Origin of the sequence: Streptomyces albiaxialis (assembly GCF_039530985.1) — a bacterium.
In the GTDB taxonomy this organism is placed as follows: domain Bacteria; phylum Actinomycetota; class Actinomycetes; order Streptomycetales; family Streptomycetaceae; genus Streptomyces; species Streptomyces albiaxialis.
Genome location: NZ_BAAAPE010000005.1, coordinates 334,952 through 360,559, shown reverse-complemented (window position 1 = coordinate 360,559; position 25,608 = coordinate 334,952). Strand labels below are relative to the sequence as shown.

Annotated in this window: 27 protein-coding genes and 2 pseudogenes; 18 read left to right on the top strand and 11 right to left on the bottom strand. The window is 73.3% G+C overall.

Annotated features, from left to right (window positions below; all coding sequences use genetic code 11):
- Positions 1–5: 5 nt before the first annotated feature.
- The 5 genes from ABD343_RS09630 to ABD343_RS09610 all read left to right on the top strand — a co-directional run bounded on the left by ABD343_RS09630 (position 6) and on the right by ABD343_RS09610 (position 5,324).
- Complete coding sequence (locus tag ABD343_RS09630; RefSeq protein ID WP_344526150.1) at positions 6–1,310, top strand: MFS transporter; 1,305 nt, start codon at positions 6–8, stop codon at positions 1,308–1,310.
- A gap of 20 nt (positions 1,311–1,330) precedes the next feature.
- The gene (locus tag ABD343_RS09625; RefSeq protein ID WP_344526148.1) at positions 1,331–2,623 is read left to right on the top strand and encodes an NAD(P)/FAD-dependent oxidoreductase; all 1,293 of its coding nucleotides are present in this window, start codon (positions 1,331–1,333) and stop codon (positions 2,621–2,623) included.
- A 78-nt stretch (positions 2,624–2,701) separates the two neighbouring features.
- Positions 2,702–3,517, top strand: a complete 816-nt coding sequence (locus tag ABD343_RS09620) for a class I SAM-dependent methyltransferase (protein ID WP_344526146.1) — start codon at positions 2,702–2,704, stop codon at positions 3,515–3,517.
- Positions 3,518–3,615: 98 nt separating this feature from the next.
- Positions 3,616–4,536 (top strand): permease, encoded by a 921-nt coding sequence (locus tag ABD343_RS09615; protein WP_425578142.1) that lies wholly within the window; start codon positions 3,616–3,618, stop codon positions 4,534–4,536.
- On the top strand, positions 4,521–5,324 hold the full coding sequence (locus tag ABD343_RS09610) for a TIGR03943 family putative permease subunit (RefSeq protein ID WP_344526144.1): 804 nt from the start codon (positions 4,521–4,523) through the stop codon (positions 5,322–5,324). Before ABD343_RS09615 ends, ABD343_RS09610 begins: the two co-directional genes overlap by 16 nt.
- Before the next feature lie 18 nt (positions 5,325–5,342).
- Here the strand turns inward: ABD343_RS09610 and ABD343_RS09605 are convergent, their stop codons facing one another.
- The 4 genes from ABD343_RS09605 to ABD343_RS09590 all read right to left on the bottom strand — a co-directional run bounded on the left by ABD343_RS09605 (position 5,343) and on the right by ABD343_RS09590 (position 8,849).
- Positions 5,343–6,314: a sugar kinase gene (locus ABD343_RS09605; protein WP_344526142.1), complete on the bottom strand. Its 972-nt coding sequence runs from the start codon at positions 6,312–6,314 to the stop codon at positions 5,343–5,345.
- Positions 6,311–6,970: a bifunctional 4-hydroxy-2-oxoglutarate aldolase/2-dehydro-3-deoxy-phosphogluconate aldolase gene (locus tag ABD343_RS09600; protein ID WP_344526140.1), complete on the bottom strand. Its 660-nt coding sequence runs from the start codon at positions 6,968–6,970 to the stop codon at positions 6,311–6,313. The genes ABD343_RS09605 and ABD343_RS09600 overlap by 4 nt, the downstream gene beginning before the upstream one ends.
- Positions 6,970–8,331 (bottom strand): MFS transporter, encoded by a 1,362-nt coding sequence (locus ABD343_RS09595; protein WP_344526138.1) that lies wholly within the window; start codon positions 8,329–8,331, stop codon positions 6,970–6,972. The genes ABD343_RS09600 and ABD343_RS09595 overlap by 1 nt, the downstream gene beginning before the upstream one ends.
- Before the next feature lie 77 nt (positions 8,332–8,408).
- Positions 8,409–8,849: a helix-turn-helix domain-containing protein gene (locus ABD343_RS09590; RefSeq protein ID WP_344526136.1), complete on the bottom strand. Its 441-nt coding sequence runs from the start codon at positions 8,847–8,849 to the stop codon at positions 8,409–8,411.
- A gap of 86 nt (positions 8,850–8,935) precedes the next feature.
- Between ABD343_RS09590 and ABD343_RS09585 the strand changes: the two genes are divergently transcribed.
- The 3 genes from ABD343_RS09585 to ABD343_RS09575 all read left to right on the top strand — a co-directional run bounded on the left by ABD343_RS09585 (position 8,936) and on the right by ABD343_RS09575 (position 11,924).
- Positions 8,936–10,105 carry a mandelate racemase/muconate lactonizing enzyme family protein gene (locus ABD343_RS09585; RefSeq protein WP_344526134.1) on the top strand — a complete coding sequence of 390 codons (1,170 nt, stop codon included), beginning with the start codon at positions 8,936–8,938 and terminating at the stop codon, positions 10,103–10,105.
- Positions 10,106–10,132: 27 nt separating this feature from the next.
- Positions 10,133–11,074 carry a dihydrodipicolinate synthase family protein gene (locus tag ABD343_RS09580; RefSeq protein WP_344526132.1) on the top strand — a complete coding sequence of 314 codons (942 nt, stop codon included), beginning with the start codon at positions 10,133–10,135 and terminating at the stop codon, positions 11,072–11,074.
- 64 nt (positions 11,075–11,138) lie between these two features.
- Positions 11,139–11,924 carry an IclR family transcriptional regulator gene (locus ABD343_RS09575; RefSeq protein WP_344526131.1) on the top strand — a complete coding sequence of 262 codons (786 nt, stop codon included), beginning with the start codon at positions 11,139–11,141 and terminating at the stop codon, positions 11,922–11,924.
- A gap of 111 nt (positions 11,925–12,035) precedes the next feature.
- Here the strand turns inward: ABD343_RS09575 and ABD343_RS09570 are convergent.
- Positions 12,036–12,380 (bottom strand): annotated as a pseudogene (locus ABD343_RS09570) (zinc-binding dehydrogenase); the annotation flags it as partial.
- Between the two features lies 1 nt (position 12,381).
- Between ABD343_RS09570 and ABD343_RS09565 the strand changes: the two are divergent.
- Positions 12,382–12,621 (top strand): annotated as a pseudogene (locus ABD343_RS09565) (SbtR family transcriptional regulator); the annotation flags it as partial.
- A gap of 37 nt (positions 12,622–12,658) precedes the next feature.
- Here the strand turns inward: ABD343_RS09565 and wrbA are convergent.
- Positions 12,659–13,279, bottom strand: coding sequence for an NAD(P)H:quinone oxidoreductase (gene wrbA, locus ABD343_RS09560; RefSeq protein WP_344526130.1), 621 nt, complete (start codon positions 13,277–13,279; stop codon positions 12,659–12,661).
- Positions 13,280–13,339: 60 nt separating this feature from the next.
- Positions 13,340–14,242, bottom strand: a complete 903-nt coding sequence (locus ABD343_RS09555; protein ID WP_344526128.1) for an NAD-dependent epimerase/dehydratase family protein — start codon at positions 14,240–14,242, stop codon at positions 13,340–13,342.
- Positions 14,243–14,583: 341 nt separating this feature from the next.
- Here ABD343_RS09555 and ABD343_RS09550 point away from each other — a divergent pair, with 341 nt between their 5' ends.
- Both ABD343_RS09550 and ABD343_RS09545 read left to right on the top strand, forming a co-directional pair.
- The gene (locus ABD343_RS09550) at positions 14,584–15,450 is read left to right on the top strand and encodes a helix-turn-helix domain-containing protein (RefSeq protein ID WP_344526416.1); all 867 of its coding nucleotides are present in this window, start codon (positions 14,584–14,586) and stop codon (positions 15,448–15,450) included.
- A gap of 22 nt (positions 15,451–15,472) precedes the next feature.
- Positions 15,473–16,402 carry a helix-turn-helix domain-containing protein gene (locus ABD343_RS09545; RefSeq protein ID WP_344526126.1) on the top strand — a complete coding sequence of 310 codons (930 nt, stop codon included), beginning with the start codon at positions 15,473–15,475 and terminating at the stop codon, positions 16,400–16,402.
- Here ABD343_RS09545 and ABD343_RS09540 read toward each other — a convergent pair.
- On the bottom strand, positions 16,399–17,673 hold the full coding sequence (locus ABD343_RS09540) for an MFS transporter (RefSeq protein WP_344526124.1): 1,275 nt from the start codon (positions 17,671–17,673) through the stop codon (positions 16,399–16,401). The genes ABD343_RS09545 and ABD343_RS09540 overlap by 4 nt on opposite strands.
- A 276-nt stretch (positions 17,674–17,949) precedes the next feature.
- Here ABD343_RS09540 and ABD343_RS09535 point away from each other — a divergent pair, with 276 nt between their 5' ends.
- A complete protein-coding gene (locus tag ABD343_RS09535) occupies positions 17,950–18,966 on the top strand; it encodes a LacI family DNA-binding transcriptional regulator (RefSeq protein ID WP_344526122.1) in 1,017 nt (338 codons plus the stop codon).
- 153 nt (positions 18,967–19,119) lie between these two features.
- On the opposite strand, the gene ABD343_RS09530 is transcribed toward ABD343_RS09535, so the two are convergent.
- Positions 19,120–20,025 carry an NmrA/HSCARG family protein gene (locus tag ABD343_RS09530; RefSeq protein ID WP_344526120.1) on the bottom strand — a complete coding sequence of 302 codons (906 nt, stop codon included), beginning with the start codon at positions 20,023–20,025 and terminating at the stop codon, positions 19,120–19,122.
- Between the two features lie 139 nt (positions 20,026–20,164).
- Here ABD343_RS09530 and ABD343_RS09525 point away from each other — a divergent pair, with 139 nt between their 5' ends.
- From ABD343_RS09525 to ABD343_RS09510, 4 genes are all read left to right on the top strand, one after another.
- Positions 20,165–20,521, top strand: coding sequence for a MerR family transcriptional regulator (locus ABD343_RS09525; protein WP_344526118.1), 357 nt, complete (start codon positions 20,165–20,167; stop codon positions 20,519–20,521).
- 180 nt (positions 20,522–20,701) lie between these two features.
- Positions 20,702–20,953, top strand: a complete 252-nt coding sequence (locus ABD343_RS09520; protein ID WP_344526116.1) for a BatC protein — start codon at positions 20,702–20,704, stop codon at positions 20,951–20,953.
- Positions 20,950–22,167: a cupin domain-containing protein gene (locus tag ABD343_RS09515; RefSeq protein ID WP_344526114.1), complete on the top strand. Its 1,218-nt coding sequence runs from the start codon at positions 20,950–20,952 to the stop codon at positions 22,165–22,167. Before ABD343_RS09520 ends, ABD343_RS09515 begins: the two co-directional genes overlap by 4 nt.
- On the top strand, positions 22,164–23,060 hold the full coding sequence (locus tag ABD343_RS09510) for a ferredoxin family protein (RefSeq protein WP_344526112.1): 897 nt from the start codon (positions 22,164–22,166) through the stop codon (positions 23,058–23,060). The genes ABD343_RS09515 and ABD343_RS09510 overlap by 4 nt, the downstream gene beginning before the upstream one ends.
- Positions 23,061–23,194: 134 nt before the next feature.
- On the opposite strand, the gene ABD343_RS09505 is transcribed toward ABD343_RS09510, so the two are convergent.
- Together ABD343_RS09505 and ABD343_RS09500 are read right to left on the bottom strand one after the other, a co-directional pair.
- On the bottom strand, positions 23,195–23,623 hold the full coding sequence (locus ABD343_RS09505; RefSeq protein WP_344526110.1) for a tautomerase family protein: 429 nt from the start codon (positions 23,621–23,623) through the stop codon (positions 23,195–23,197).
- A gap of 32 nt (positions 23,624–23,655) precedes the next feature.
- Positions 23,656–24,369, bottom strand: coding sequence for an SDR family oxidoreductase (locus ABD343_RS09500; RefSeq protein ID WP_344526108.1), 714 nt, complete (start codon positions 24,367–24,369; stop codon positions 23,656–23,658).
- Positions 24,370–24,470: 101 nt separating this feature from the next.
- Between ABD343_RS09500 and ABD343_RS09495 the strand changes: the two genes are divergently transcribed.
- Entirely contained in the window at positions 24,471–24,983 is a 513-nt protein-coding gene (locus tag ABD343_RS09495; protein ID WP_344526415.1) for a winged helix-turn-helix transcriptional regulator, read from the top strand.
- A gap of 15 nt (positions 24,984–24,998) precedes the next feature.
- Positions 24,999–25,604, top strand: a complete 606-nt coding sequence (locus tag ABD343_RS09490; protein WP_344526106.1) for an FhaA domain-containing protein — start codon at positions 24,999–25,001, stop codon at positions 25,602–25,604.
- Positions 25,605–25,608: the final 4 nt, after the last annotated feature.

The window sequence follows — 25,608 nt, the reverse complement described above, 5'->3', positions numbered from 1 at the left end:
CCGGCATGAGCGAGCTGCTGGAATCCACCGTCCGGCCGGAGACCGGCCGCGCCACGCGGCGGCGCGCGGTGACGGCCGCGATGATCGGCAACGCCACCGAGTGGTACGACTACGCGACGTACGGGTACCTGGCCGTCGTCCTGGGGGACGTGTTCTTCCCCCAGTCGCGGCCCGGCCTCTCGCTCCTCGCCTCCTACGCGACGTTCGCGCTGGCCTTCGCGGTCCGCCCGCTGGGCGCCTTCGTGCTGGGACCGCTGAACGACAGGATCGGCCGCAAGAGAACCCTCTCGCTGACCATCCTCACCATGGCCGCCGCGACCTGCGCCATCGGCCTGCTGCCCGGCTACGCCACGGCGGGCGTGTTCGCCCCCGTCGCGCTGATCCTGGCGCGGCTCGTGCAGGGCTTCGCGGTCGGCGGCGAGTACGGCGGGGCATCGACGTTCGTCGTGGAGTACGCCCCCGACCGGCGGCGCGGCTTCTGGGCGAGCTGGCTGGAGTGCGGCGCGCTCGGCGGCTTCCTGCTGGCCTCCGGGCTCACCACGGCGCTCACGTACGGGCTCTCCGACGCGGCGATGGAGTCCTGGGGCTGGCGGATCCCCTTCCTCGTCGCCCTGCCCCTCGGCACCATCGGGCTCTATCTGCGGATCCGGCTGACGGACACGCCGAGCTTCCAGGCGCTCGCCGAGGAGGAGGCCAGGCCCGAGGCCCCCGTCAGGGAGACGCTCACCGGCCACCGCGCCCGGCTGCTGATCTGCGGCGGCATCGTCATCTGCTCCAGCATCGGCACGTACGTCCTGCTCACCTACCTGCCCAGCTATCTCTCCGAGGACCTCGACATGCCCTCGGCCACCGCGCAGGCGCTGGTGTTCCTCGCCGGGGCGCTGCTCACCGCGGGCATCCCCTTCGCGGGGATCCTCTCCGACCGCGTCGGCCGCAGGCCCATGCTCGCGGGCGCCGCCCTCGCCTACGCCGTCCTGGCCTACCCGGCCTTCCTCCTGATCCAGCGGGCGAGCTGGGCCCCCGCGCTCGCCGGGATCCTGCTCCTGACCCTCTGTCACATCCCGATCCTGGGCACGACCACCGCGACGCTGCCCGCGCTGTTCCCCGCCCGGGTGCGCGGGACCGGGGTGGCCATCGGCTACAACATCTCCTTCGCCGTCTTCGGCGGCACGGCCCCGCTCCTGATGACCTTTCTCGTCGACCGCACCGGGAACCTGGACGTCCCCGCGTTCTACCTCGTGCTGGTGGCGCTGGTCACGCTCGTCCCGGTGCTGCTGATGCCGGAGACCGCACGCAAGCCCCTCCCCTGACCGCACGAGAGGAGTCCGAGATGAGCGCCACCCCTGGACGTGCCACCCCTGGACATGCCGCCCCCGGACATGTCGCCGTCGTCGGCGCCGGAATGGCCGGGCTCTCCACCGCGTGGTTCCTCCAGCAGCGCGGCGTACGCGTCACGGTCCTGGACCGGACCGGAGTCGCCGCCGGGTCCTCCTGGGGGAACGCGGGCATGCTCAACCCCGCCTTCACCGTGCCGCTCCCGGAACCCTCGGTGCTGCGCTACGGCCTCAGATCGCTCTTCGACCGCACCTCCCCGGTCTCGATCCCGCCCGCAGTCGACCGGCAACTCTGGGCGTTCCTCCTGGCGTTCACCCGCAACTGCACCGCGGCGCGCTGGCGCCGCGCGATGGCCGTCTTCAACGAGTTCAACCGCACCTGCCTCGCGGCGTACGAGCAGCTCGTCGAGAGCGGCGTCGCGGCGCCCGTGACGCGCGCCGACCCGCTCGTCATCGCCTGCCGCGACCGGCACGACCAGCAGCATGTCCTGGACGAGTTCGCGCACATCCGCGCCTGCGGCGGCGACGAGGCCGAGTTCGACACCGTCTCCGGCGACGAACTGCGCGCCCTCGAACCCGTCCTCAGCGCCGAGGTGCGCACCGGCATCCGCGTGCACGGGCAGCGCTTCATCAACCCGCCCGCCTTCATGCGCACCCTCGCGGACGCCGTACGGGACGGGGGAGGGGAGATCGTCGAGGACCACGCCGTGGCCCGGGTCCTCGACCGAGGCGCCGACGGCGTCGAGCTGATCCCCGTATCCCCGGGGAAGGAGACCGTGCGCGCGGACGCGGCCGTTCTCGCGGGCGGGGCCTGGCTGAACGGCCTGGCGCGGCCCTTCGGCGTCCGCGCCCGCGTCCAGGCGGGCCGCGGCTACAGCTTCACCGTGCGGCCCCGGGACATGCCCGTGCACCCCATCTACCTGCCGGGCCAGCGCCTCGCCTGCACCCCGCTGGGAGACCGGTTCCGCATCACCGGGACCATGGAGTTCCGCGCGCCGGACGCCCCGCTGGACCCCCGGCGCATCCGTACGATCGTCGCCTCCGCGCGGCCCATGTTCAGCGGCGTCGACTGGAACGACCGGCACGAGGAGTGGGTCGGCTCCCGGCCCTGCACCCCCGACGGCCTGCCGCTGGTGGGCCGCACCCGCTCGCCGCGCGTGCACGTCTCGGGGGGCCACGGGATGTGGGGCATGGTGCTCGGCCCGCTCACCGGCCGCATGCTCGCCGACTCGATCCTGGGCGAGGGCGACGCGCATCCGCTCCTGCGCCACCTCGACCCGCTCCGCTGAACCCCCTCCGGGGCGTCCGGGGGACTCTGCTTTACTGGAAATGATTGTCGTCACTGGCAGAGTCTCCAGGGGGTGCCCATGACCGGCCACGCGGATGCCGGCGCAGCGTTCACGGCGGGAGCCGAGGAGTTCCACACCTGGTCCGAGGGGCTGTGGGACCCGGTCGGCAGGGTGACCGCCGAGGCGGCCGGGCCCCGCGCCGGACAGCGCGTCCTCGACGCCTGCTGCGGCGCCGGGGCCTCGGCGCTGCCCGCTGCACGCGCCGTCGGTCCCGCCGGGGTCGTCGACGCCGTCGATCTCTCGGCCGGGCTGCTCGCCCTCGGCAGACGACGGGCCGCCGAGGAAGGGCAGCACCATCTCCGCTTCCACCAGGGCGACGTGACGACCTGGCCCCGGCGCGACGTGCCGTACGACATCGCCCAGTGCGCGCTCGGGCTCTTCTTCCTCCCCGACATGGAGGCGGGCGCGAAGGCCCTCATGGGCCATCTCCGCCCCGGCGGCCGGCTCGTGCTCACCGTCTGGGAGAACGGCGCGCTCGGCGCCTGGGGCGCCGCCTTCAAGGCGGCCGTCGAGACCGAACGCGCGTGGCCCGCCGACCCCGAACTGCCCCGGCGTCTGGGCCGTATCGACACCGTCCCCGCCTTCCGCTCCTGGCTCGGCGAGGTGGGCCTGCGCGGCGCGCGGGTCGAACAGCACAGCCTCCCGGCGCCGTTCACCCCCGACAGCGCCTGGCGCCTCGTCCTGGGAAGCGGCATCCGTCAGGTCCTCGACGGCATGGAAGCGGCGGCGGTGGAGCGGGTGCGTGAACGGTTCCGGGAGCGCGTCGCCGCCGACACCGACGGCGGCACCGGCGACCTCGACGTACGGATCCTCGTCGGGGTGGGCTCGGCGTGACGGACAGCGCGGGGGCGGCGGCGACCCCGCCGTCCCCGTCCATGGCTCCGGCTCCGGCCGGACGGCAGGAGCGCCTCGCCCGCTGGCTCTCCGTCCTGATGGTCTGCGGCCTCACCGCGATCGGCCTGGCCGGGCTCGGCTGGCTCACACACCCGGGCTTCCTCGCCTGGCAGACCGTATGCGTCGCCCTCACGCTCCAGGCCGTCCCGTTCCTGCTGCTCGGCACCCTGGTCTCCGGCGCCGTCAACGCCTTCGTCCCCGCGAGCGCCTTCACCAAGCTGCTGCCCCGCAGACCGGCCGCCGCCGTGCCCGTCGCGAGCGCCGCCGGAGTCGTGCTCCCGGGCTGCGAGTGCGCCTCGGTGCCGGTGGCGGGCAGCCTCATCGGCCGCGGGGTCGCCCCGGCGGCGGCGTTCGCCTTCCTCCTCTCGGCACCGGCGGTCAACCCGGTGGTGCTCGCCTCCACGGCGGTCGCGTTCCCCGGGCGCCCCGAGATGGTCGCGGCCCGCCTCGTCGCCTCGCTCGCCGCTTCGGCCGCGATGGGCTGGCTGTGGCTGAGATGGGGGAACGAACGGTGGCTGCGGATGCCCGTACGGCGCCTCGGACACGAGCCGGGCCGCAGCCGCTGGGAGGAGTTCCGGCTGGGGTTCCAGCACGACTTCCTGCACGCGGCCGGGTTCCTCGTCCTCGGCGCCATGGCGGCGGCCACGTTCACCGTGGCCGTGCCCCGGTCGGTGGCCGACGTCTTCTCGGACTCCCCGTGGCTCTCGGTGCTGTTCCTCGCGCTGCTCGCCGTCGTCATCGCCGTGTGCTCGGAGGCCGACGCGTTCCTCGCCGCCTCGCTGACGGGCTTCTCTCCCACGGCCCGGCTCGTCTTCATGGTGGTGGGCCCGATGGTCGACCTCAAGCTCATCGCCCTGCAGGCCGGAACGTTCGGCCGGGCCTTCGCCCTGCGGTTCTCGGCGGCCACCTGGGCGGTCGCCGTGGTGTGCGGCGCACTGACGGGATGGGTACTGCTGTGAGACGGCCCTTCCAGGCGCTGCTGCTCGTCCTCGCCGGTGGCGCGCTGCTCCACGCCTGCCTGCTGAGCGACCTCTCCCTGCGCTACGTGAAGGAGGGCATGCGGCCCTTCCTGATCTGCTCGGGTGTGGTGCTGCTCGCGGCCGGTACGGTCGCCGCCGCACGTGACGGCTTCCCCCTGCTGGCCCGGTCGCGGCCCGACGAGCGTGAGCACGAGAGCCAGCACGAGTACGAGCAGGGCCACGACCACGGCCATGACCACGGCCACGATCACCGCCATGGCCCCGGCGTCGCGTGGCTGCTCTTCCTGCCGGTGCTCGCCGTGCTGTTCTTCCCGCCGCCCGCCCTCGGCGCGTACACCGCCGCGCGCGACAGCGACCGGGCCGTCGACTCTCTGGGCGAGGACAGCGCCCCGGTCGCGCCCCTCTCCCGGAAGGACCCTGCTCCGCTCTCCCTCACGGAGTTCACGATCCGCGCCCGGCAGGACGGCGGGAAGACCCTGCGCGGGCACACCGTCCTGATGCGGGGCTTCGTCACGCCCGGCCGCGACGGCGGGTGGTTCCTGACGCGGATGATCGTCAACTGCTGCGCGGCGGACTCCCTCACCGTGAAGGTCGCCATGCGCGGGAAGAGCGCCCCGCCCGCCGACAGTTGGGTGACCGTGACGGGCGCCCTGCGTCCGGGCACGGGCGGCGCCCCGGGGAAGACGCCCGTGCTGGAGGTGCGGACGACGAAGCGCGTACCGGCCCCGGCGAGCCCGTACACCGACTCGACGCCGGTGAACGGATAGAGGGTGTCCAGGAGTCCGTCAGCGGGCCACCGCTCCGGCCTCCGCCCCCGCCGTTTCCAGCCGGTCGCGTTCCGGCAGGCCCTCCCAGTCGCCCTCGGTGGCCACGCACAGCGCCGCGACGGCCGCCGCGCGACGCATCCGGCGCTCCTCCGGCAGGCCGTCGAGGAGCGCGGAGAGGTATCCGGCCACGAACGCGTCGCCCGCGCCCACCGGGTCGACGGCGGTGACGGGAACGGCCGCCACGGGGACCGTTCCGGCGGGGGAGACGGACACGGCGCCCTCGGCCCCGTCGGTGACCACGACCGTACGCGGCCCGTACGCGCACAGCGCGCGGCCCAGTTCCGCGAGGTCGGTCGCGGGCGCCTCGCACAGTGTCGCCGCCTCGTCGGCGCTCGCGAACACCACGTCAGCCAGCGGCAGTACGGCCCGCCAGGCCGCGCGTGCCTCGTCCTCGTGCCACAGGCGCGCCCGGTGGTTGAGGTCGAAGGAGACCGTGCCGCCCGCGGCGCGTACCCGACGCATCGCGGCGTGCGCGGCGTCGCGCGCGTCGGCGGAGAGCGCGAGGGTGATGCCGGAGCAGTGCAGGACGCGGGTGCGGTCCAGGACCTCGTACGGCAGGTCGGCGGGGGAGAGGCGGGAACCGGCGGAGCCCGCGCGGTAGTAGTGGACCCGGCCCTGTCCGGCGGACGGCCGCTCCTTGAGCATCAGGCCGGTCGGGGCCAGCGGGTCGGTGACGGAGTGGACGTCGAGGTCCTCGCCGCGCAGCCGGGTGAGGACGAGGCGGCCCAGCTCGTCGTCGCCCGTCCGGCCGATCCACGCGGCGCGGTGGCCCAGCCGCCGGACCCCGACGGCCACCGTCGACTCCGAGCCCGCCACCGACAGGCCCAGGGCGCGCGCGTGGCGCAGCGGCCCGACGTGGTCGGGGGCGAGGGCCGCCATGGTCTCCCCGAGCACGGTCAGTTCGGCGGCCCCCGCCGCGCGGGCGCTCACCGGGCACTCGCCAGCGCGGCGAAATGCCGTGCGCGGTCGGCGAGTTCGGGCAGGGAGCCGCCCTCCAGGGCGTCGCCGAGCAGCGGCGAGCCGACGCCCACGGCGGTCGCGCCCGCCGCGAGGTGGGCGGGGACGTCCGCCGCCGTCACCCCGCCGGTGGGCACCAGGGGGATGCCGGGCAGGGTGGCGCGTACGTCCGCGATGTACGGCGGCCCCAGGCGCGCGGCGGGGAACACCTTGACCGCGGTGGCCCCCGCCCGGTGCGCGCGCAGGATCTCGGTCGGGGTCAGCGCGCCGGGCAGGCTGCCCAGCGCCGCGTCGCCCGCGGCCCGGACGATCCCGGGGTCGGTGTGCGGGCTCACCACGAAGCCGCCGCCCGCCTCGCGGACGGCGCCCACCTCGGCGACGGTGGTGACCGTGCCCGCGCCGAGGTGCACGGCGCCGTCGAACTCCTCGGCCGCGCGGCGGAGCGCCGCCAGGCTCCCGGGCGTCGGGACGGTGATCTCGACGAGGCGTACGCCCGCGTCGGCGAGGGTCCGCACGACGTCGAGCAGGGGTGCCGCCGGGCGGCGGGTGCGCAGGATGGCGACCAGGCCGTGCCGTTCGAGGGCCTCGGCGAACCCCGAGGGCGCGGGCGTGGATGTGGGACGGGACATCAGCCGGTCACCGTCTTCTCCGCGCGCGGGCCCGCCGTCTCGCGGACCCCGAGCACGACGGTGACGAGCGTGAGCAGCCCGGCGAACATCAAGTAGTAGGACGGCGCCAGGTCGTACCCCGTGGAGCTGACCAGCCAGGTCGCGATGTAGGGCGCGGTGCCGCCGAAGAGGCTGACCGAGATGTTGTACGGGATGGCGATGGCGCCCGTGCGGATACGGGCCGGGAACAGCTCGGCCATGCTGGCGTTGGCCGCGCCGTCGTACGCCGCGATCGGCAGGCCGAGGAGCACCATCGCGGCGACCGCGAGCAGCGCGTTGTCGAAGGACATCAGCAGCAGGCTCGGCCAGGCGAGGACGATCAGGCCGACGGCGCCGCCGATGAGCAGCGGCCTGCGGCCCACCCGGTCGGAGAGCAGCCCGGCACAGGGGATGAGGACGGCCACCGCGCCCATGCAGACCGTCGAGGCGGCGAAGGACTGGGTCCGGCTGAAGTGCATGGTGTCGCTGAGATAGCTGACCATGAACGTCTGCAGGATCCAGTGGGCCACGCCCTTGAGGACGATCACCCCGGCCAGGATCAGCATGGGTCTGCCGCTGGTGCGGAAGGTCTCCTTCATGGGCGCCTCGGCGACCTCGCCCGCCTTCGCCATGCGGACGAACTCCGGCGTGTCGTCGAGCTTGAGGCGCAGATAGAGCCCCGCGACGCCCAGCGGCAGGGCGAGCAGGAACGGAATGCGCCAGGCGTAGGCGCTCATCTGGTCGTCCCCGAAGGCGAGGGAGAGCACGAGGGCCACACCGGCGCCGCAGACGAACGCGACGAAGCCGAGCGCCGCCCCGTAACTCGTGTAGTAGCCCCGGCGGTTACGGGGCGCGTACTCGAAGAGCAGGCTGACGGCGCTGGACGTCTCGCCGCCCGCCGCGAAGCCCTGGACCAGCCGGGCCAGGACGAGCAGCAGCGGGGCGAGCGTGCCCACGGTGGCGTACGTGGGCAGCACGCCGATCGCGAAGGTCGCCGCCGAGGTCACGAGGACGGTGATCGCGAGGACCCGGTTGCGGCCGACGCGGTCGGCGAGCGGGCCGAAGTAGAGGGCGCCGACGGGGCGGATGGCGAAGCCCACGGCGAAGATCGCGAAGGTCGACAGGAGCGCGGCGGTGCGGTCGCCGTGGGCGAAGAAGTTCCCGGCGATGACGGACGAGAGCGTGCCGTAGATGCCGATGTCGAACCACTCGACGAAGTTGCCGATGCTGCCCGCGATCAGGACGCGGCGCGACGGCGTGGCCGAGCCGGGCTCGGTGCCGCTGCCGGTCCCGGGGCCGGGGCCAGGGGCGGGGTCGGGGGACAGGGTGCTCTGCTCTGGCATGGGGTGCCTCGCGTGGGTGCGGTCGGAGTGGGGACGGGGTGGGGACGGGGGCGGTTCGGGCGTCCGGTCGGTTCGGGTCAGGAGGGGTGCTCGGCCCTCCGGGGCGGTGGCAGCGGGGCGGGGGTGTGGCCGAGGGCCAGGCTGACCGTGTCGGCGGCCTCGACGACCCGTCGGCCCAGCGCGGCCGCGCGCTCGTGGAGCGCCATGGCGCCCAGCCCCAGCTCCCAGGCGAGTCGCTGGGCGACGGGGCGTGCCTGCCGGTGGACGGTGTGGTGGTTGAGGGCCGCCCCGGCCAGCGCGAGGACCTCGGGGCCCAGCCCGTAGCCCTGGCCGTCGGGGGCGCGCCGGACCAGGTCCGCCGCTTCGAGCGTGGCGAGGAGGCGGGAGGCCGTGGAGAAGCTGAGGCCGGTGGCCCCGGCGATGTCGGAGACCCGCTGGGCGGGCGGCCCCCGGCGCAGGGCCCGCAGGACGGCCGCGCCGCGTTCGACGGACTGGTTGCCGCCTCGTTGAGAGCACATAGCCACGATATTAAGCATGCTTGCTCTATTTACAAGAGCTATGCAAACTATGGATACAGCACGTCACTGTGAGAGAGGGGCGCCGCATGGCCCGCATCACCGAGGTACTGACCCACGTACTCAAGCTCGACGGGCCACGGGCCTACCTGGGACGCCTGGAGGACGGGGCCGAGCTGACCCCGGAGCGGGGATACGTCGTCCGCGAGCCGTGGCGCAGCCTGTACTCGGCCCGCTACGAGACGCTGCTGGTCGAGATCCGCACCGACGAGGGCTGCCGGGGCTGGGGCGAGGCACTCGCGCCCGTCGGCCCGGAGATCCCGGCCGCCGTCGTGGACCGGCTGCTCGCCGGCCGGCTCGTCGGCCAGGACCCCGCGCGCGTGCGCCCGCTGTGGCACCGGATGCGCGACCTGATGCGCGAGCGCGGCCATCTGACGGGACATCAGGCCGACGCCATGGCCGCCGTCGACATCGCCCTGTGGGACCTGCACGGCAAGCTCACCGGGCTCTCCGTCGCCGAACTCCTCGGCGGCGCCCACCGCGACCGCGTGCCCGCCTACGTCTCCGGGCTGCCCGAACCCACCGACGAGGAGCGCGCGGCCCTCGCCGCCTCCTACGAGCGGCAGGGCGCCACGATGGTCAAGCTGGCGCTCGGCAAGGGCATCGAGACCGACCTGGCCACCTATGACGCGGTGGCCGCCGCCGCTCCCGGGCTGCGGATCGCCGTGGACGCCCACTGGGCGTACCGCTCCGGAGAGGCCCTCGTCCTCGGCCGCGAACTCGACCGCCGCGGCGCCCTCTTCTACGAGGCGCCGCTCGCCCCCGAGGACGTCGAGGGCCACCGCGAACTCGCCGCGCACCTCGCCACCCCCGTCGCCGTCGGGGAGGCGCTGCGCAACCGGTACGAGTTCGCCGACTGGATCTCACGCCGGGCCCTGCGCCTGGCCCAGCCCGACGTCGCCCGTACGGGCATCACCGAGGCCGTCTCCATCACGGAGCTGGCCGCCGCCGCCCACCTTCCTGTCGCCTGCCACCACTCCGTCGGACTCGGCGTCGCCCTGGCCGCGGGCATCCACCTCAGCGCCGCCACCGAGGACTGCCCGTTCTTCGAGTTCCAGGCCGACTCGCTGTCCGTCGCGCAGAGCATCCTGCGCACCCCGCTCGACGCGACGCCCACCGGCTACGCCCTGCCCACCGGCCCCGGCCTGGGCATCGACGTGGACGTGGAGAAGATCGCCGAACTCACCGCATCCGCCTGACCCGCCGCCTCTCCAGGAGAACCGACCGTGACCGCACAGACCCCCGCCCTCCGTGGCCTCATCCCGATCCTCGCCACGCCCTTCACCGACGGCGGCGAGCTGGACCTGCCCTCCCTGCGCTCCCTGGTCGAGTTCCAGCTCGCCTGCGGCGTCGACGGGCTGGCCGTCTTCGGCATGGCCAGCGAGGGCTTCGCCCTCACCGACACCGAACGGGCCGCGATCCTGCGCGAGGTCCGCGCCGTCGCCGGACCCGCGCTGCCGCTGGTCGCCGGGGTCAACGGCACCAGCACCGTCACCGCGCGCGAACTCGCGGCGCGCGCCGTCGAGGGCGGCGCCGACCACCTCATGGTCCTCCCGCCGTTCCTCACCAAGCCCTCGCCCGCCCAGACCGTGGAGTTCTTCGCCGAGGTCGCCGCGGCGACGGACGCCTCCGTGATGCTCCAGGACGCCCCCGGCGTCACGGGCGTCAGCCTCGGCGTCGACCAGATAGCCGCCCTCGCGGCAGAGCCGCGCGTCACCTCCGTCAAGGTCGAGGTCCCCGCGCCGCCCGCCAAGATCGAGGCCGTCGTCGCGACGATCGGAGCCGAGGGCGGTGCCGGAGCCGGTGCCGGGGACTTCGCCGTACTGGGCGGCCAGAACGCCCAGTTCCTGCTGGACGAGCACGCGGCGGGCGCCGTCGGCACCATGCCGGCCTGCGAGTTCTCCGACGTCCTGCGCGAGGTCCTGGACGCGCTGGACAAGGGCGAGCGCGCCGAGGCCCGCGCCCGCTACCGCGACCTGCGGCCGCTCATCCACCTGGGCGTCCGCGCGGGCCAGGCCTGGGCGGTCCACAAAGAGGTGCTGGTGCGGCGCGGCATCATCGCCTCGCCCGCCGTACGGCTGCCCGCCGCGCCCCTGGACGCGGTGACCCGGCGCGCGCTGGACGAGGTCCTGGAAGAGGGAGCGGTACCGCTGGCGGGACGCCCGTAGCGGGGCCGGGGCCGGACCCTGTGCGATGCCCCGCCGCCCCACGCGACGATGTAGCATCCACGATATGGATGCTACATCTCGTGCTGGCGGTGCCGGGACCCAGAGCGTGGAGCGGGCCCTCTCCCTGCTCACCCACTTCACGGACGAGCACCCCGAGCGCAGGATCGCCGAGCTGGTGGAGCTGACGGGCCTCGGCCAGTCGACGGTCTCCCGCCTCGTGAGCGCACTCGAATCGCTCGGCTATCTGGCCCGCGACGAGCGCAGCGGCCTGCACCGCCTGGGCCCGCGCCTCGTCGGCCTGGCGGGTGTCGCGCTCAACCAGTCTCCCGTCCACCGGGCCGCCCGCCAGGTCGCGCAGAACCTCGCGCACGAGACCGGCCTCGGCGCGAACGTCGCCGAGCGCCACGGCGACCAGATGTTCTACCTCTGCCACTTCGAGGGCCCCCGCGCGGCCCGCAACTTCACCCTCACCGGCCGTCTGGCCCCGCTGCACGCCACCGCCATGGGCAAGGCCCTGCTCTCCGGCCTGAAGGACGACGAGGTCGAGGCGGCGATCGGCGCGACGTACCCCGCGTACACCGCGCACACCGCCACCACCCTCAAGGCCCTGCGCTCCGCCCTGGACGACGTACGCACCCGGGGGTACGCCACCGAGGTCGAGGAACTCGCCCTGGGCCGCGCCTGCCTGGCCGTACCCGTCCGGGACCGCTCGGGCGACATCGTGGCCGCGCTCTCCGTCTCCGGCTCCCTCTCCGCGATGGACCTGGACACGCGCGAGCGCGAACTCGCCGGCCAGGTCATCGAGTTCGCCGACCAGATCTCCTCTGGGCTGGGGTACCTGCACTACTGAGCCCTCGCCCGGGTCCGCCCGGCGTGAACGGAGAAGTCGTGGCCGAGAACCCGCGCGGCTCCCCGTACGTACGGGATTCTCGTCCCCGGCCCGCCGACCCACCGGCCCGCCTCAAGGGACCGTGAGCACGATCTTGCCTTGGATGTGCCCCTGGGAGGCGCGCTCGTGTGCCGCTCGGGCGTCCGCGAGCGCGAACGTGCTGTCGATGGCGACGCGGATCGTGCCCGCGTCCATCAGCCGCCCCAATTCCGCGAGCTGAGCGCCGTTCGCCCGCACCTGCGTGCCGGATACGGTGACGCCCAGCCTCGCGTTCTCCTCGTCGTCGAACTCGCCGAAGTACACCGGGTACAGCGCGCCGCCGCGCCGGAGAGTGGGCAGGAAGCGTCGGCTGCCGGGGCCCCCGACGGCGTCCAGGACGAGGTCGGCGTCGCGGACGAGGTCCTCGGGGCGCTCCTTGACGACCGAGTACCGAGGGGTGACCGTACTGATGGCCGCAGCCATCGAGGACCCGGAATCCGCCCTGCATGCCTCGTGCGTCACCCTGCGCGCGGCCGGTGCCCGGCTCCTCACCCGGGCCCAGGCCTCCGGCGCGGCCCGGAACGACATCGACGGCGATGACCTCTTCGCCCTCGTCACCAGCGCGGTACTGACGCGCACGGAAGGCGACCGGGGTACGGGCGCCCCCGGCAAGGGGTGAAGCCGCCCCCTCACCGGCAGATCCGGCGGCGGGGGTGTCATGCGGTGGCCAGGCCGCGCAGCAGCGCGGCGGCGATCTCCACGGCACGGCGGGCCTGGAACTCGACGGCGGCGAGATTGGCCTCCGCGACGTTGGCCGGGCTGTTGCCGGAGATGCTGCTCGCGCCGTAGGGATTGCCGTTGGCCGCGTCGAACTGGACGGGGTCGGCGAAGCCGGGCGGGACGATGATCGAACCCCAGTGGTAGAAGGTGTTGTTGAGCGCCAGGAGCGTGCTCTCCTGCCCTCCGTGGCACGTCGAGGTCGAGGTGAACGAGGAGACGACCTTGTTCACGAGCCCGCCCCGGGCCCACAGGCCGCCGGTGGTGTCGATGAACTGCTTGAGCTGGGCGGCGGGCAGGCCGAACCGGGTCGGAGTGCCGAAGAGAATGACGTCGGCCCACTCCACGTCGGCCACGGTCGCCTCGCGGACCTCGGCGGTGGCGGTGGTGTGCCGGGCCCAGTCGGGGTCGCTCTCGATGGCGGCGGCGGGGGCCAGTTCGGCGACCTTCAGCAGCCGCACCTCGTCGGCACCGGCCTTCCCGGCGGCCTGGGCGGCGGCCTTGGCCATGGTGTGGACGTTGCCGGTGGAGGAGTAGTGGATGACGACGACGTTGGTCATGACGGTGGTCTCCTTTTGCAGGGACAGGACATGGGATCTGGACGAAGCGGAGAGGAGGGCTCAGGCGGCGGAGTGCGTGCGCAGTTCGGCGGTGAGGCCCTCGTGCCAGGAGGCGTGGCGGGGGCGCCAGTCCAGGTGCTGCTTGGCGCGGCTGTTGTCGGCGCCGCGCAGGTCGTTCATGAAGGCCACGCCGAAGCCGCCGATGGCGAGGCGCGCCAGTGGTGCCGGGACGCGTTTCGGTGCCGGTGCGTCGAGCAGGGCGGCGAGGGCGGGGATCCATTCGGCGGCGGTCACCGGGGTCTCGTCCACGATGTTCAAGGGTCCGGTGACGTCCGCGTCGAGGGCCGCGACGATCGCGGCGGCCGCGTCGTGGGTGTGGGTGAAGGAGAAGACCCCCGTGCCGGAGCCGACGAGCGGAAGCTTGCCCGCGCGTACGGCCTGGACGTACGACCCGTCGGCGGCGAACGCGGTGCCCGGTCCATAGAGATGGCCCAGGCGCAGCACCGTCCCCTCCGTCTCCGTCGTGAGCCGTTCCAGCTCGATGAGGGCGTCGAGGTTCGGCGCGAACTGCTTGGGGGTGTGCTCCAGCCACAGTGGCGCGTCCTCGTCGGCGAGCCCGTCGCCCGGCTGGTAGCCGTACGCGAGTCCCTGGGCGACGATCCGCGTGGCACCGGCCTCCCGCGCCGCGGCGTTCAGGGTGCGGGTGGCCTCGGTGCGCAGGCGGTTGGTCGCGGCGAAGTCGCGTGCCAGGCGGCGCGGGTTCACGGCGGCCGGGATCGCGGTGAGCATGTTGACCACGGCGTCGGGTCGCGCGTCGTGGACGGCCCGGGTGAGCCGGTCCCGGTCCAGGGCGTCGACTCCGTGCCTGCGTGAGACCGGGACGACGTCGTGTCCGGCCGCGTGGAGCAGCGGTGCCAGGCGTGAGCCGATGACGCCGGTGGCCCCGGCGATGAGGACGCGCATGGTCACTCCTTTCGGGATGCGGGATGCGGGATGCGGGATGGGGAGGGCGACCGGGCTGTCGGCCGCGCAGACAGCCTGTGGTCGCCCGCGGGGCCTTGCCAGGCCCGTGGGCTGGCTACTCAGCCGATGAGCACCCAGGCGGGGCGAGGCCGGAGGCGGGCGCGGGTACTCAGCCCGTGAGTAGGCAGCACGTGGGCCTGGCTGCGCGGCGCCGCCCCGGCGGAACATGTGCTGCTGACCAGCCGCCGAGAACGAGGACCGGCTGCCGTAGCACCCGTCGGTGAGAGGCGTCGCGGGGCGGTCCGCGCCGGAGCGGTCCGCCGCAGGAGAGAGAGGTGCGCATGGGCGAGGAGCTGGCCGGGCTCCTGCGGGCCTGGCGGGCACGGCTCCAGCCGTCCGACGTCGGGCTCCCCCAGGGGCGTCGCCGCCGCGTGCCCGGGCTGCGCAGGGAGGAGGTCGCCGACCTCGCGGGGCTGAGCGTCGCCCAGTACGTCCGGCTGGAGCGCGGACAGTACGGGCGCCTGACGCCCGGCGCCGCCGTACGCCTGGCCCGCGCCCTGCGCCTGGACGCGGAGGAACGGCTGCGGCTGCTCGCGCTCATCCGGCACGCACCACCGGCCCACGGCACCTCGGGCGGGACGTACCCCCGGCTGCGCCCGGAACTGGCCACCCTCGTCACGGCCATCGACGGCGCGGCGGCCACCGTGCTGGACCCGGGGCTGAACGTCCTGGCCTGGAACCGGGCGGCCCACGCCCTGCTCGCCGGGCACCTGGAACCCTCCGTATCCACGCTCCGTGACCGAAGGCGGCCGCCGCACAACCTCGCCGCGCAGCTCTTCCTCGACCCGGAGACACAGCGGCTCTACCCGCAGTGGGACATCGAGGCCCGGCGCACGGTGGCCTTCCTCCACCAGTCCCTCGCCCGCGAGCCCGACGACCCCGGACTCGCCGTGCTCGTCGACGCGTTGACGGCCGGGAGCCGGCAGTTCGCGGCGCTGTGGAGGCGCCCCCCGCACCGGTACGGCAGCTACGGGAAGGTGCAGATCCGGCATCCGCTGGTGGGGACCCTGCCCCTGGCCTTCGAGCTGGTCGAGTTCTCCGACCGCTCGGGAAACCGGCTCCTGCTGCACCACGCGGAACCCTCGCCCCCGGCACGGGCGGCCTTCCGTACGCTCGCCGACCTCTCGGCATTTGTTGACACCCAGTAACCGGATGCGTAGTTTCCGCAGGATGGACCGACGCACCGAGCTGAGCGGCTTCCTCCGATCGCGCCGCGCCCGGCTGCGCCCGGAGGACGTCGGCCTGCCCCTCTTCGACGACCGGCGCCGCGTCCCCGGACTGCGCCGCGAGGAACTCGCCCAGCTCGCCGGTGTCAGCATCAGCCACTACACCCGGCTGGAACAGGGCCAGTACACCCACGTCTCCGCCGAGGTCCTCGGCGCCGTCGCCTCGGCCCTGCGGCTGTGCACCGACGAGCGCGAATACCTGCACAACCTCGTCCAGCCGCCGCAAACCACCCCCGGCGCCCCCGCCCGGGGAGCGCTGGAGAACCTGAAGCACCTGGTCGACGCCGTCACCGGCGTCCCCGCCTACGTCACAGGCCGCTACGGCAACGCGCTCGCGTGGAACCGGCTGACCGCACTGACCCTGTTCGACTTCGACACGGTGCCCCCGGGCCGGCGTACCTGGACACACGCGATCTTCCTCGACACGGCGCTCCGGACGAGGCTGAGCGACGCGGGCGAGTGGGACCGCGCCGCGCGGTACCAGATCGGCTACCTGCGCCTGTGCTGGAGCCGCTTCCCCGAGGACCCGGACATCGCCGCCGCCGTCACCGAACTCCTGGACAGCAGCGACGACTTCCGCCGGCTCTGGGCCGAGCACCCCATCTACAACTGGCCGCAGAAGCGCGTACGCCTCCACCACGAGCTGGTCGGCACGCTGGAGATGGAGCTGGAGGTCATGCGCCCGGACGGCGACCCCGACCTCGCCTTCGCCAGCTACTCCGCCCCGTCCCACTCACCGACCAAGGCCGCCCTGAACCGGCTCGCCGACGCCCACGCCCCGGACGGCACCCCGTCGGCCACCCGGACCCACAGCCGTACGCCGTTCCCCCTGCGCCCCCGGACGAGGGAGCGCGCTGAAGGCCGAACCCTTTAGACCGGGACCGGCGCGGGCTCCGGCTCCTCCGGGCGGGCGGCGCGCCTGCGGACGTGGACGGCGATGCCGACGAGCCCGGCGACCGCGACCGCTTCGAGGCCGATGAGGTAGAAGGCGGGGGAGAGCCGGTTGCCGCTGGAGTCGATGAGGGCGGTGACGATGTACGGGGCGAAGCCGCCGAACGCGGCGTTGGCGATCGAGTAGACGATCGACAGATACGAGTTGCGGACGTTGCCCGGCGTCAGCTCGGACAGCATCGCGGGCGTCGGCCCCGCCGTCAGTCCGAGGGAGGCGGCGAAGAGGAAGACGGCCACGCCGATGCCCAACGCGCCGCCCCGGATGAGGAGTTGATAGCACGGCACCGCGAGCGCCCCCAGCGCGACGGCCCCCGTGACCATCACCTTCCAGCGCGCGTACCGGTCGGAGAGCCACCCGCCCAGCACGATGAACCCGGCGTACGCCGTCAGTCCGACCAGTGAGGCCGTCAGGCCCTCGGAGAGGCTCCGGTCGAGCACCCCGTCGAAGAACGTGGGCAGGAACTGGAGCGTGACGTAGCCGCCCGCCGTCCACGAGACGATCGCCGCGGTGCCCGCGATGATCATGCGCCAGTGGCCCCGGAAGACGTCCTTCACCGGGCTGTCGGCCACCTCGCCCTGCTCCCGCATCTCGGTGAACTGGGGCGTCTCCTCGACGTGTCTGCGGATGTACCAGCCGCCGACGCCCAGGGGCAGGCCCAGCAGGAAGGGGATGCGCCAGCCCGACGAGTACAGGAAGTCGTGGCTCATCCACCCCGTGAGGGCCGTGCCCAGGCCCGCGGAGACGGCGAGCGCGACGGCGATGCTCGCCGCCTGCGCCGAACCGAACAGCCCGCGCCGCCGCTCCGGCGCGTGCTCGAACAGCAGCGACGCCGCGCCGCCGAACTCGCCGCCCGCCGAGAGCCCCTGGACGAGCCGCAGCACGGTCAGCGCGATCGGGGCGAGCACCCCGACCGAGTCGTACGAGGGGAGGGCGCCGATCAGCGTCGTCGCACCGGCCATGGTGAGGATGACGACCGACAGCACCCAGCGCCGCCCGCGCTTGTCCCCGAGGTGCCCGAAGATGACCGCACCGACGGGGCGCAGCACGAAGGCCGCGCCGAAGACGGCGAGCGTGGCGAGGAGCCCCGTGAGCCCGTCGGAGTCCGGGAAGAACGTTTTGGCGAGAACGGGCGAGAAGTAGCCGTAGATGGCGAAGTCGTACCACTCGACGAAGTTGCCGGCGGCTGCTGCCACGACGGTTTTGGTCTTGCCGGACCCATTTTTCCGCACCGGGTCTCCTTAGGCGGTCGGACGGGCGACTCCCTCGCACCACGGGTGCGGTCTGTGTCGCTCGGCGCTCGAACCAGGCCGTTGCACGATCTGGTATGACGTTTTATCAGTCAAGCTAAGCGTCCTCCCGTACGCCGTCAAGCAGTGATCCGGAAGCCTCCCGCCGCCCGGAAGGGCGATCCGCCGGTGGCGCGGCGATCAAGCTAATGTGGGGAGGAGTCTCGGGGAGGAACGCACGCGATGGTCACTCTCGCCGACGTGGCGAAGCGCGCAGGGGTGTCGGTCGGGGTCGTCTCCCGGCTGCTCAACGGGGACGAGACCCTCCGTGCCCGCGAGGAGACGAAGCAGCGGGTCAGGGCCGCGGCGGCGGAGCTGGAGTACACGCCGAACTACGCGGCGCGGGCCCTGCGCAAGGCCAGGGTCGGCGTCATCGGCCTCGCCGTCCACGACGCGAGCAATCCCGTCTACAGCGAGATCATCGCCGGTGCCCAGGCCGAGGCGGCGAAGGGCGGCTACGCGCTGATGCTGGCGGATGTCGACGCGCTCGCCACCGACGACGAGATGTTCAAGCGCATCGTCTCCGGCGGCGCGATCGACGGCCTGCTCCTCCAGCGGGCCGGGACCGCCGCCGACTCCCTGGTGTCGAAGATCGCGTCGGCCGAGGTGCCGACCGTCCTGCTCAACGACCGTACGCGGGGCGCCGTCGGCAGCGTCGCCGTCGACGACTACGCGGCCGCCCACCTTGCCGTCTCCCACCTGATCGAGCTGGGCCACCGGGACATCGGCCTGCTCCAGGTGGACGGCCCCCGCAGCCGTGCGGACCGCAGGCGCAAGGGCTGGGCGGAAGCGCTGGAGGCGGCCGGGCTGGAGGCCCCGAAGTCCCGCGTCTTCCCCGGCGGCCACACCGCCGAGCAGGGCTGTCGCGGCATGCGCGAACTGCTCGCGGCGCCCACGCGCCCCACCGCCGTCTTCGCCGCGAACGTGCTCTCCGCCGTCGGCGCCCTCAGCGCGGCCCACGACGCCGGGGTGCGGGTGCCGGACGGCATCTCGCTGGTCGGGCTGCACGACGTCTTCGTCGCGAACTTCCTCCAGCCGCGGCTGACCGTCGTCAAGCTCCCGCTCTTCGAACTCGGCGCCCGCGCGGTCACGCTGCTGCTGAGCCAGCGGGAGGGCGAACCCGCCCGCCACGAGAGCGTCGAGGACCCGGCGCCGGTGATGGTGGTACGCGAATCGAGCGCGGCACCGCCACACGGCTGACCCGGCGAGGTGTCGGGACCTCGACGCCGGTGCCAAGGGAGCTGGGCGGGGTGGTCGTGCCGGGTACGATGCGACAACGTCTTCGGCCTGTTCGCGATCTGCGTCTCACCCCGGATTCGCCGACATCTCCGACGTCGCCTGGAAGGGCCCCGTTCAGCGCGGCGCGATGCCCGTGTCCGTGGAACGGAGCGTCTCCTCGAGGAGGCCCGCACCGGGGCCCGCCAGCCAGCGGTCGAAGCGCAGCAGGAACGGGAATTCCGTGCGCAAGGCGCCGAGGTTCGCGTTTCCCACCAGCCTGCCGGAGTCGACGAGTGCTTCCAACTTGCCGAGGACCTCGTCCCGTGCCGGCAGGCGGCTGTAGCTGATCGGTCGACCGGCGGCCTGGGTCAGATGCCCGGCCAGGGCGTTGCCGGTGAGAGCGTCACCGGCGATCTCCATGGTGCGGCCGACGTAGCTTTCGGGTGAGCCGAAGACCGCGGCGACGATGCGGCCGATGTCGCGTACCGCGATGAACTGCATGGCCTGGTCGGGGCGCATCAGGAAGGACAGGTGTCCCCGGTCGAGGCCGATTTCGGGGGTCACCAGGAGCTCCATGAACGTGGCCGGCCGAATGATGGTGCCGGCGATGTCCAGATCCCGGACATGGGCCTCGATACGGTTCTTGGTGTCGAGATGGCCGACGCCCGTTGTCGAGCCCGCGGTGACCGCCGAGCTGTAGACAAGGTGGGCGACGCCGCAGCGCTCGGCGATGTCGGCCACCGCCGTGCCGAAGCGGACCTCGTCCTCGTCGGTCACGCCGGCGCCGGCCTGTCCGGAGTTCGGCTGGACACTGAAGACACCGTGGGCGTCGGCGAAGGCCGCGCGGAGCGACTCCGGATCCCCAAGGTCACCGCGGACGGTTTCGACGCCGGAGGCGGAGAGGGAACGGGCCCGGTAGCCGGACGGATCGCGCACGACCGCGCGCACCACCCAGCCCTCGGCCCTCAGCGCAGCGGCGACCGATCCTCCCTGCTGCCCCGTGGCGCCCAGGACGACGACGGTTTTGCCGATGTTGGTCATCGGAGATGTGCTGGTCACAGGCGTGCTCCAGAGGTCGTAAGGGGTGGTTCGCGCCGTGTCCGCTACGCTAAAACCTGACGTCGACGTCAGGTGCAAGCGAGACGCGGACGAGACGTGGAGTCGAGCCAGGAGGGGCCGGGTGCGGATCGGAGAGGTCGCCGCGCAGGCGGGCGTCAGTGTCAGGGCGCTGCGCTACTACGAGCAGCAGGACTTGCTGCACTCCACCCGGAATCCGGGTGGCCAGCGCCAGTATCCGGCCGGTGCCGTCGAACGGGTCAGGCTGATCCAGCAGCTCTACTCCATGGGCCTGCCCAGCAGAACCATCCGCGAGGTGCTGCCGTTCGCCGACTCCGGTGAGGCGTCACCGGAACTGCTGGAGCTGCTCGCGGCCGAACGCGACCGCCTGGACCGGCAGATGACGGACCTGCGGAACGTGCGCCACCGGTTGCACGACTGCATCACCGAGGCGCGGAATCACGACGGAACAGGAACCTGATCGAGCAAGCCAGCGGCGTACACCCGGGCTCCGCGCTCGTGGCCGGCCGGCCACGAGATGCAGGCAGCCGTGTTCTGGGCGAGCCTGGAGACACTTCCCTTTCGCCGCAGCGTCTGGAGAGCCACGACCGGCCCGAAGAGCCGGCGACAGGGCACCAGAGGTCGATGCCGAGGAGGAACCGTGGCTATTTCCGATCAGGATCCGAACGAGCACGAGGGCCCGGCGGACGGTGGTGCGGCTGGCGAGCCGGGTGTGCACGATGGTGGTGCGGACGGTGGTGCTGAGGGTCCGGCCGACGGTGGTGCGGCCGGTGTGCCGGGTGTGCACGATGGTGGTGCGGACGGTGGTGCTGAGGGTCCGGCCGACGGTGGTGCGGCCGGTGAACCCGGTGTCCACGACGGTGGCGCCGACGGCGGCGGCAACCGGTCTTGACCACCCCTCGGGCCGACCTCCGGAATCCCGGCGTCCCCGGCGACGCCGGGATTCTGGAGTCCCGTCTGACCGGCCTGCCCGTCGAGGAGTTCGCCCGGCAGATCTGGTCGCGCGACGCCCTGCTCACCCGTAGGGCGAGCGACTTCTCCGACGTGTTCGACGCCGACGCCGTGGACGAACTCGTCTCGCGCCGGGGACTGCGTACGCCCTTCCTCCGCGTCGCCAAGAACGGCGCGGTGCTTCCCGAGTCGTCCTACACCGCGTCCGGCGGCGTCGGCGCGACCGTCGCCGACCAGGTCGACGACACCGCGCTGTGGCGGCTGTTCGCGGACGGCGCGACGCTCGTCCTCCAGGCCCTGCACCGCGCCTGGGCCCCGGTCGGCGACCTGTGCGCCCGGCTCGGCGCCGAGCTGGGGCACCCGGTGCAGGCCAACGCGTACGTCACCCCGCCGCAGAACCGGGGGTTCGACGACCACTACGACGTCCACGACGTTTTCGTCGTCCAGATCCAGGGCCGTAAGCGCTGGCTCGTCCGTGAGCCCGTCCACCGCGACCCGCTGCGCCGACAGCCCTGGACCGACCACCGCGCCGCCGTCGCCGAGGCCGCGCAGGGGCCCGCGTACCTCGACACTGTGCTGGAACCCGGCGACGTGCTGTATCTGCCGCGCGGCTGGCTGCATGCCGCTGAGGCCAGGGGAGAGGTGTCGGTCCATCTGACCCTGGGCGTTCACGTCTGGACCCGGTACGCGCTGGCCGAACAGATGGCCGAAGCCGCGCTCGCCGCCCTGCGCGAGGATCCCGAGATGCGCGGCTCGCTGCCGCTCGGTGCCGACGGCACCGCGTGGGAGACCGAGGGCGTCCGCAAACGCCTCGCCGCCGCGGTCGAAGAAGCGGACCCGGCCCCGCTGTTCCACCGGGCCCGCCGGGGCCAGGAACGCCCCGCGCCACTGGGCCCGTTGGCCCAGCTCACCGCCGTCGACGCCCTCGGCCCGCGATCGCCCGTACGGCTGCGGGAGGCTCTGGAGGCGCGGCTGGAGGGGGCACGCCTGCTGACCCGCGTGGGCTGGCTCGACTTCCCGGAGGCCGAGTTGCCCGTCATCCGCCGCCTGCTGGACGGCGAGGTCCGCACGGCCGGCGACCTCGGTCTCGCGCTCGCCGAGAGACTGCTGCGCGCGGGCGTCCTGGTACCCGGCCGAAGCAGCGGTCCCCGGTGACCGCCAAGGACCGCTTCTTCTGCGCCGACGCCGCCCGCACGCGCGGGGACCCCCTCGCGGGCACCGCGCCGCGCGGACTGGTGTGGGTGCTCGTCGAATACCGGGGCGCGTGGCCGTCCAACGGCTTCGACGGCCTCGACCTCGCCCCCGGGGTCAAGGCCCGCGTCTGGACCGCCGCCCACGCGGTCCGGGCCCGCATCCTCCTGATCCGGCGGCTGGCACGCCCCGGGCCCCGCGGCCCCGCCCGGTGGGCCGTACTGCACTACGAGCCCTCGGGCGCGTACCGCCAGCGCTGGGGCACATGGGCCCACGACGAGGACCTGGCGGAGATCGCCGACGCCCTCCGTTCGCCCGGCCGGATCGACCCCTCTCCGGTCGTCCTCGTCTGCGTCCACGGGCAGCACGACATCTGCTGCTCCGTGCGCGGACGCCCCGTCGCGCGGGCGCTGAGCGGGCGCTGGCCGGACCTGGTGTGGGAGTGCACGCACGTGGGCGGCGACCGGTTCGCCGCCAACGTCGTCGTCGTGCCCGACGGGGTGTATTACGGCTCTCTCGACGCCCCCTCCGCCATCGCGGTGGTCGAGGAACACCTGGCCGGGCGCATCCACGCCGGCCGACTGCGCGGCTACACCGACCTCGGCCCGCCGCAACAGGCCGCGGTCGCGGCCCTGCTCGCCCGCTTCGGCCCCGCGGGACGGCACGACCATGCCGTCACGAGCAGCACCCGTGACGGCGGCATCTGGCGACTCCACGTGGCCTCCCGCGCGCCCCGCCCGGCCGCCTACGACGTCGAGGTGCACGCCGAGCGCTCGGCCCCGTACCGCCTCACCTGCCACGGCCCGGCACCGGCCCCCGCCGTCGCCTACCGGGTACGTTCGATCGACCGCGCCTGAGACCGCCGCCCTTCCGGCGATCGCCGTCGCCGAGTCCGCACCGTCAACCGAGTCCGACAGGCGGCCAGTTCAGCACCTGGGCCATGCGGCGACCGAACGCCGGTGCCACGCCCAGCCTTCCGAGGGACGACCGGTCAGTACGGGGATGCCCAATTCGTGGCGGCCCAGGTCTTCTCGGCCTCGGAGCCTGCTGGGGGAGGTGCGATTCCGTTGATCATCCAGAGGTCGTCGCTGGTTTCGTCGACGTGGAACTCCCAGTGCAGTGCGGGGTGCCGGCCGGTGAGATGTGGCCGGAGGATGCCGTTGATCCACTGGGCGGTCCGGCGGCGGCTGTCCTGGTCGGGGTTGCGCCGGGCGATGTGGTCGATGGAGATCCGGACTCCGGCGTCGGTGGACTCGCCGCCGACGTAGAAGTCCTCGGGCGGCGTCGCGTGAAACAGCGTGACGACGTAGAACCGGGGGAGTCCGACCTGTTCGTAGTGATCGGCTATGCGGAGGGCCAGGCGGCGCTTCCCGTCGGTGTCGAAGATCCCGGGCGAGTGGTGAATGGTCCACAGGGGCATGCGGGTTCCGTCCTTCTCGGGCGAGGGAGGGGTCAGCGTGCGGGGGTGCGGGCGGGGGTGAAGGCCAGGCGCTCGACGGGGCCCGACAGCGCGGCCTTCGTCGTGACGGTGATGTCGTCGGCCAGGACCTCCGTGGCCCCGGCCTCCACCCCGTCGGCGATCCGGGCGGCGATCTCGGCCGGTGTCGCTTTGGGCTGGTCGAGGGCGGAGACCATCTCGGTGTCGATGAAGCCGGCATGGGCGCCGACGACCTGCGTGTTCTGCCGGCCCAGTTCGAGCCGGAGCGAGTTCGTGAGGGACCACGCCGCGGCCTTCGAGCCGCCGTAGGCGCCGCTGCCGGCCAGCCAGGACAGCACGGAGTGCATGTTCACGAGCGCGCCCCCGCCGTTCGCCGCCAGGACCGGGGCGAAGGCCCGCGCCACGCGCAGTACGCCGAAGACGTTGACGTCGAAGGTCGCGACGACGTCCGGGAACTCGCCCGTCAGCAGCGGGCCCGGCCGGAGGATGCCCGCGTTGTTGAACACGACCTGGGCGTCCGGGGCGGTCCGCGCCAGCGCGGCCACCGATTCCGGCGACGTGACCTCCAGTCCGACGGCCTCCACCTCCGGGCGGGTGTCGGTGAAAGGGGAGCGTGCGGTGGAGTACACCCGCCGCGCCCCACGGGCCAGCACCTCGTCCACCAGCGCGGCACCCAGCCCGCGCCGCCCACCGGTCACCACCACGACCTTGCCCGCTATCGCGACCACGGCATTCCTCCCTCGGCACACCTGACTAACGGTGACGTTAGGCAGAGGGAATCACGTCCGTGCTGGGTAATGCAAGCGTTAGCTACCATGGGTGCGTGGCGATGAACTTCGAGGAGAGGCTGCGCGACCGGGACACCTGGTCGATCGGTGACGGATGCTCGGCGGAGCGCGTGCTGGGGCTGCTGAGCACCAAGACCGTGTTCCTGGTGGTCCGCGAGTGCTTCTACGGCACGACGAGGTTCGAGGACTTCGCCACCCGGATCGGGACGACGGCCCCCGCCGTCTCGCGCGCGCTGAAGCAGTTGGAGTCCGCGGGTGTCGTCGTGCGCACCCCCTACCGGGAGCCGGGAAGCCGCAGCCGCTACGAGTACCGGCTGACCGAGGCGGGCGAGGACCTGCTGCCGGTGTTCATGTCCCTGATGCAGTGGGGCGACAAGCACCTCCAGGACGGCCGGCCGCCCCTGACCTTCACGGAGGCCGGTACGGGCCGCGCGCTGGGCGTCCATGTGACCGCCGAGCCGGTCCGCGACGCCGAATCCGCCGACGTGGAGATCCGGCTGAACCCGGCATGGCGGCGACCGGAGGACGACGCTGCAACCGGCACACGGGACTGACGACGACCACCAGTCGTGGATCCCCGTATCCCTGTATCTGCGTATCCGTCGGAGGCTCACCTGAGGGGGGCGTGCGCTGATCGGAGGGGAGGTGCGTGCCCTCGCGTGCGCCTGTCCGTTAACCGGCCAGGACGGGCCTGTGGCCCAGGAGCGAGCAGAAGGCGGGTGGCCGTAGTGAGGAAGGGCAGCACCACGTGGCTGGGGGCGGTGAGGGAGCGGTCGACCGCATGGGTGCGTGCCGCGGCCCGCAGACCGCGGCACGCTCACATCGCGGTGGTCACGGTCCTGCGCCACGAGTGCGACCGGAGGGCTCTGATCGTGAGCCGTGACCGGGTGCTCGTGCCGAACGACTTCACGATCGAACTGCCGGACGCGAACCACGAAAGGCTCGCGGAGTACGGCCCCGTGCCCAGTCCGGAGCTGGCCGCGCAAGTACGGGGGTACGCGGTGGAGCGGCGCTACAGCTTCGCCGGGCCGGTCTCCGTACTCCTGTCCGCGCTCCCCGTGGGTGAGGGGGAGCGCTTCCGCGTCCACAGCCGGGTCCGCCCCGTCGACCTGTCGGTGGCGCGGGAAGCGCTCGATCCGGCGCGCACGCCGGGCGCGCAGAAACGTTCCCCCTGAGGGG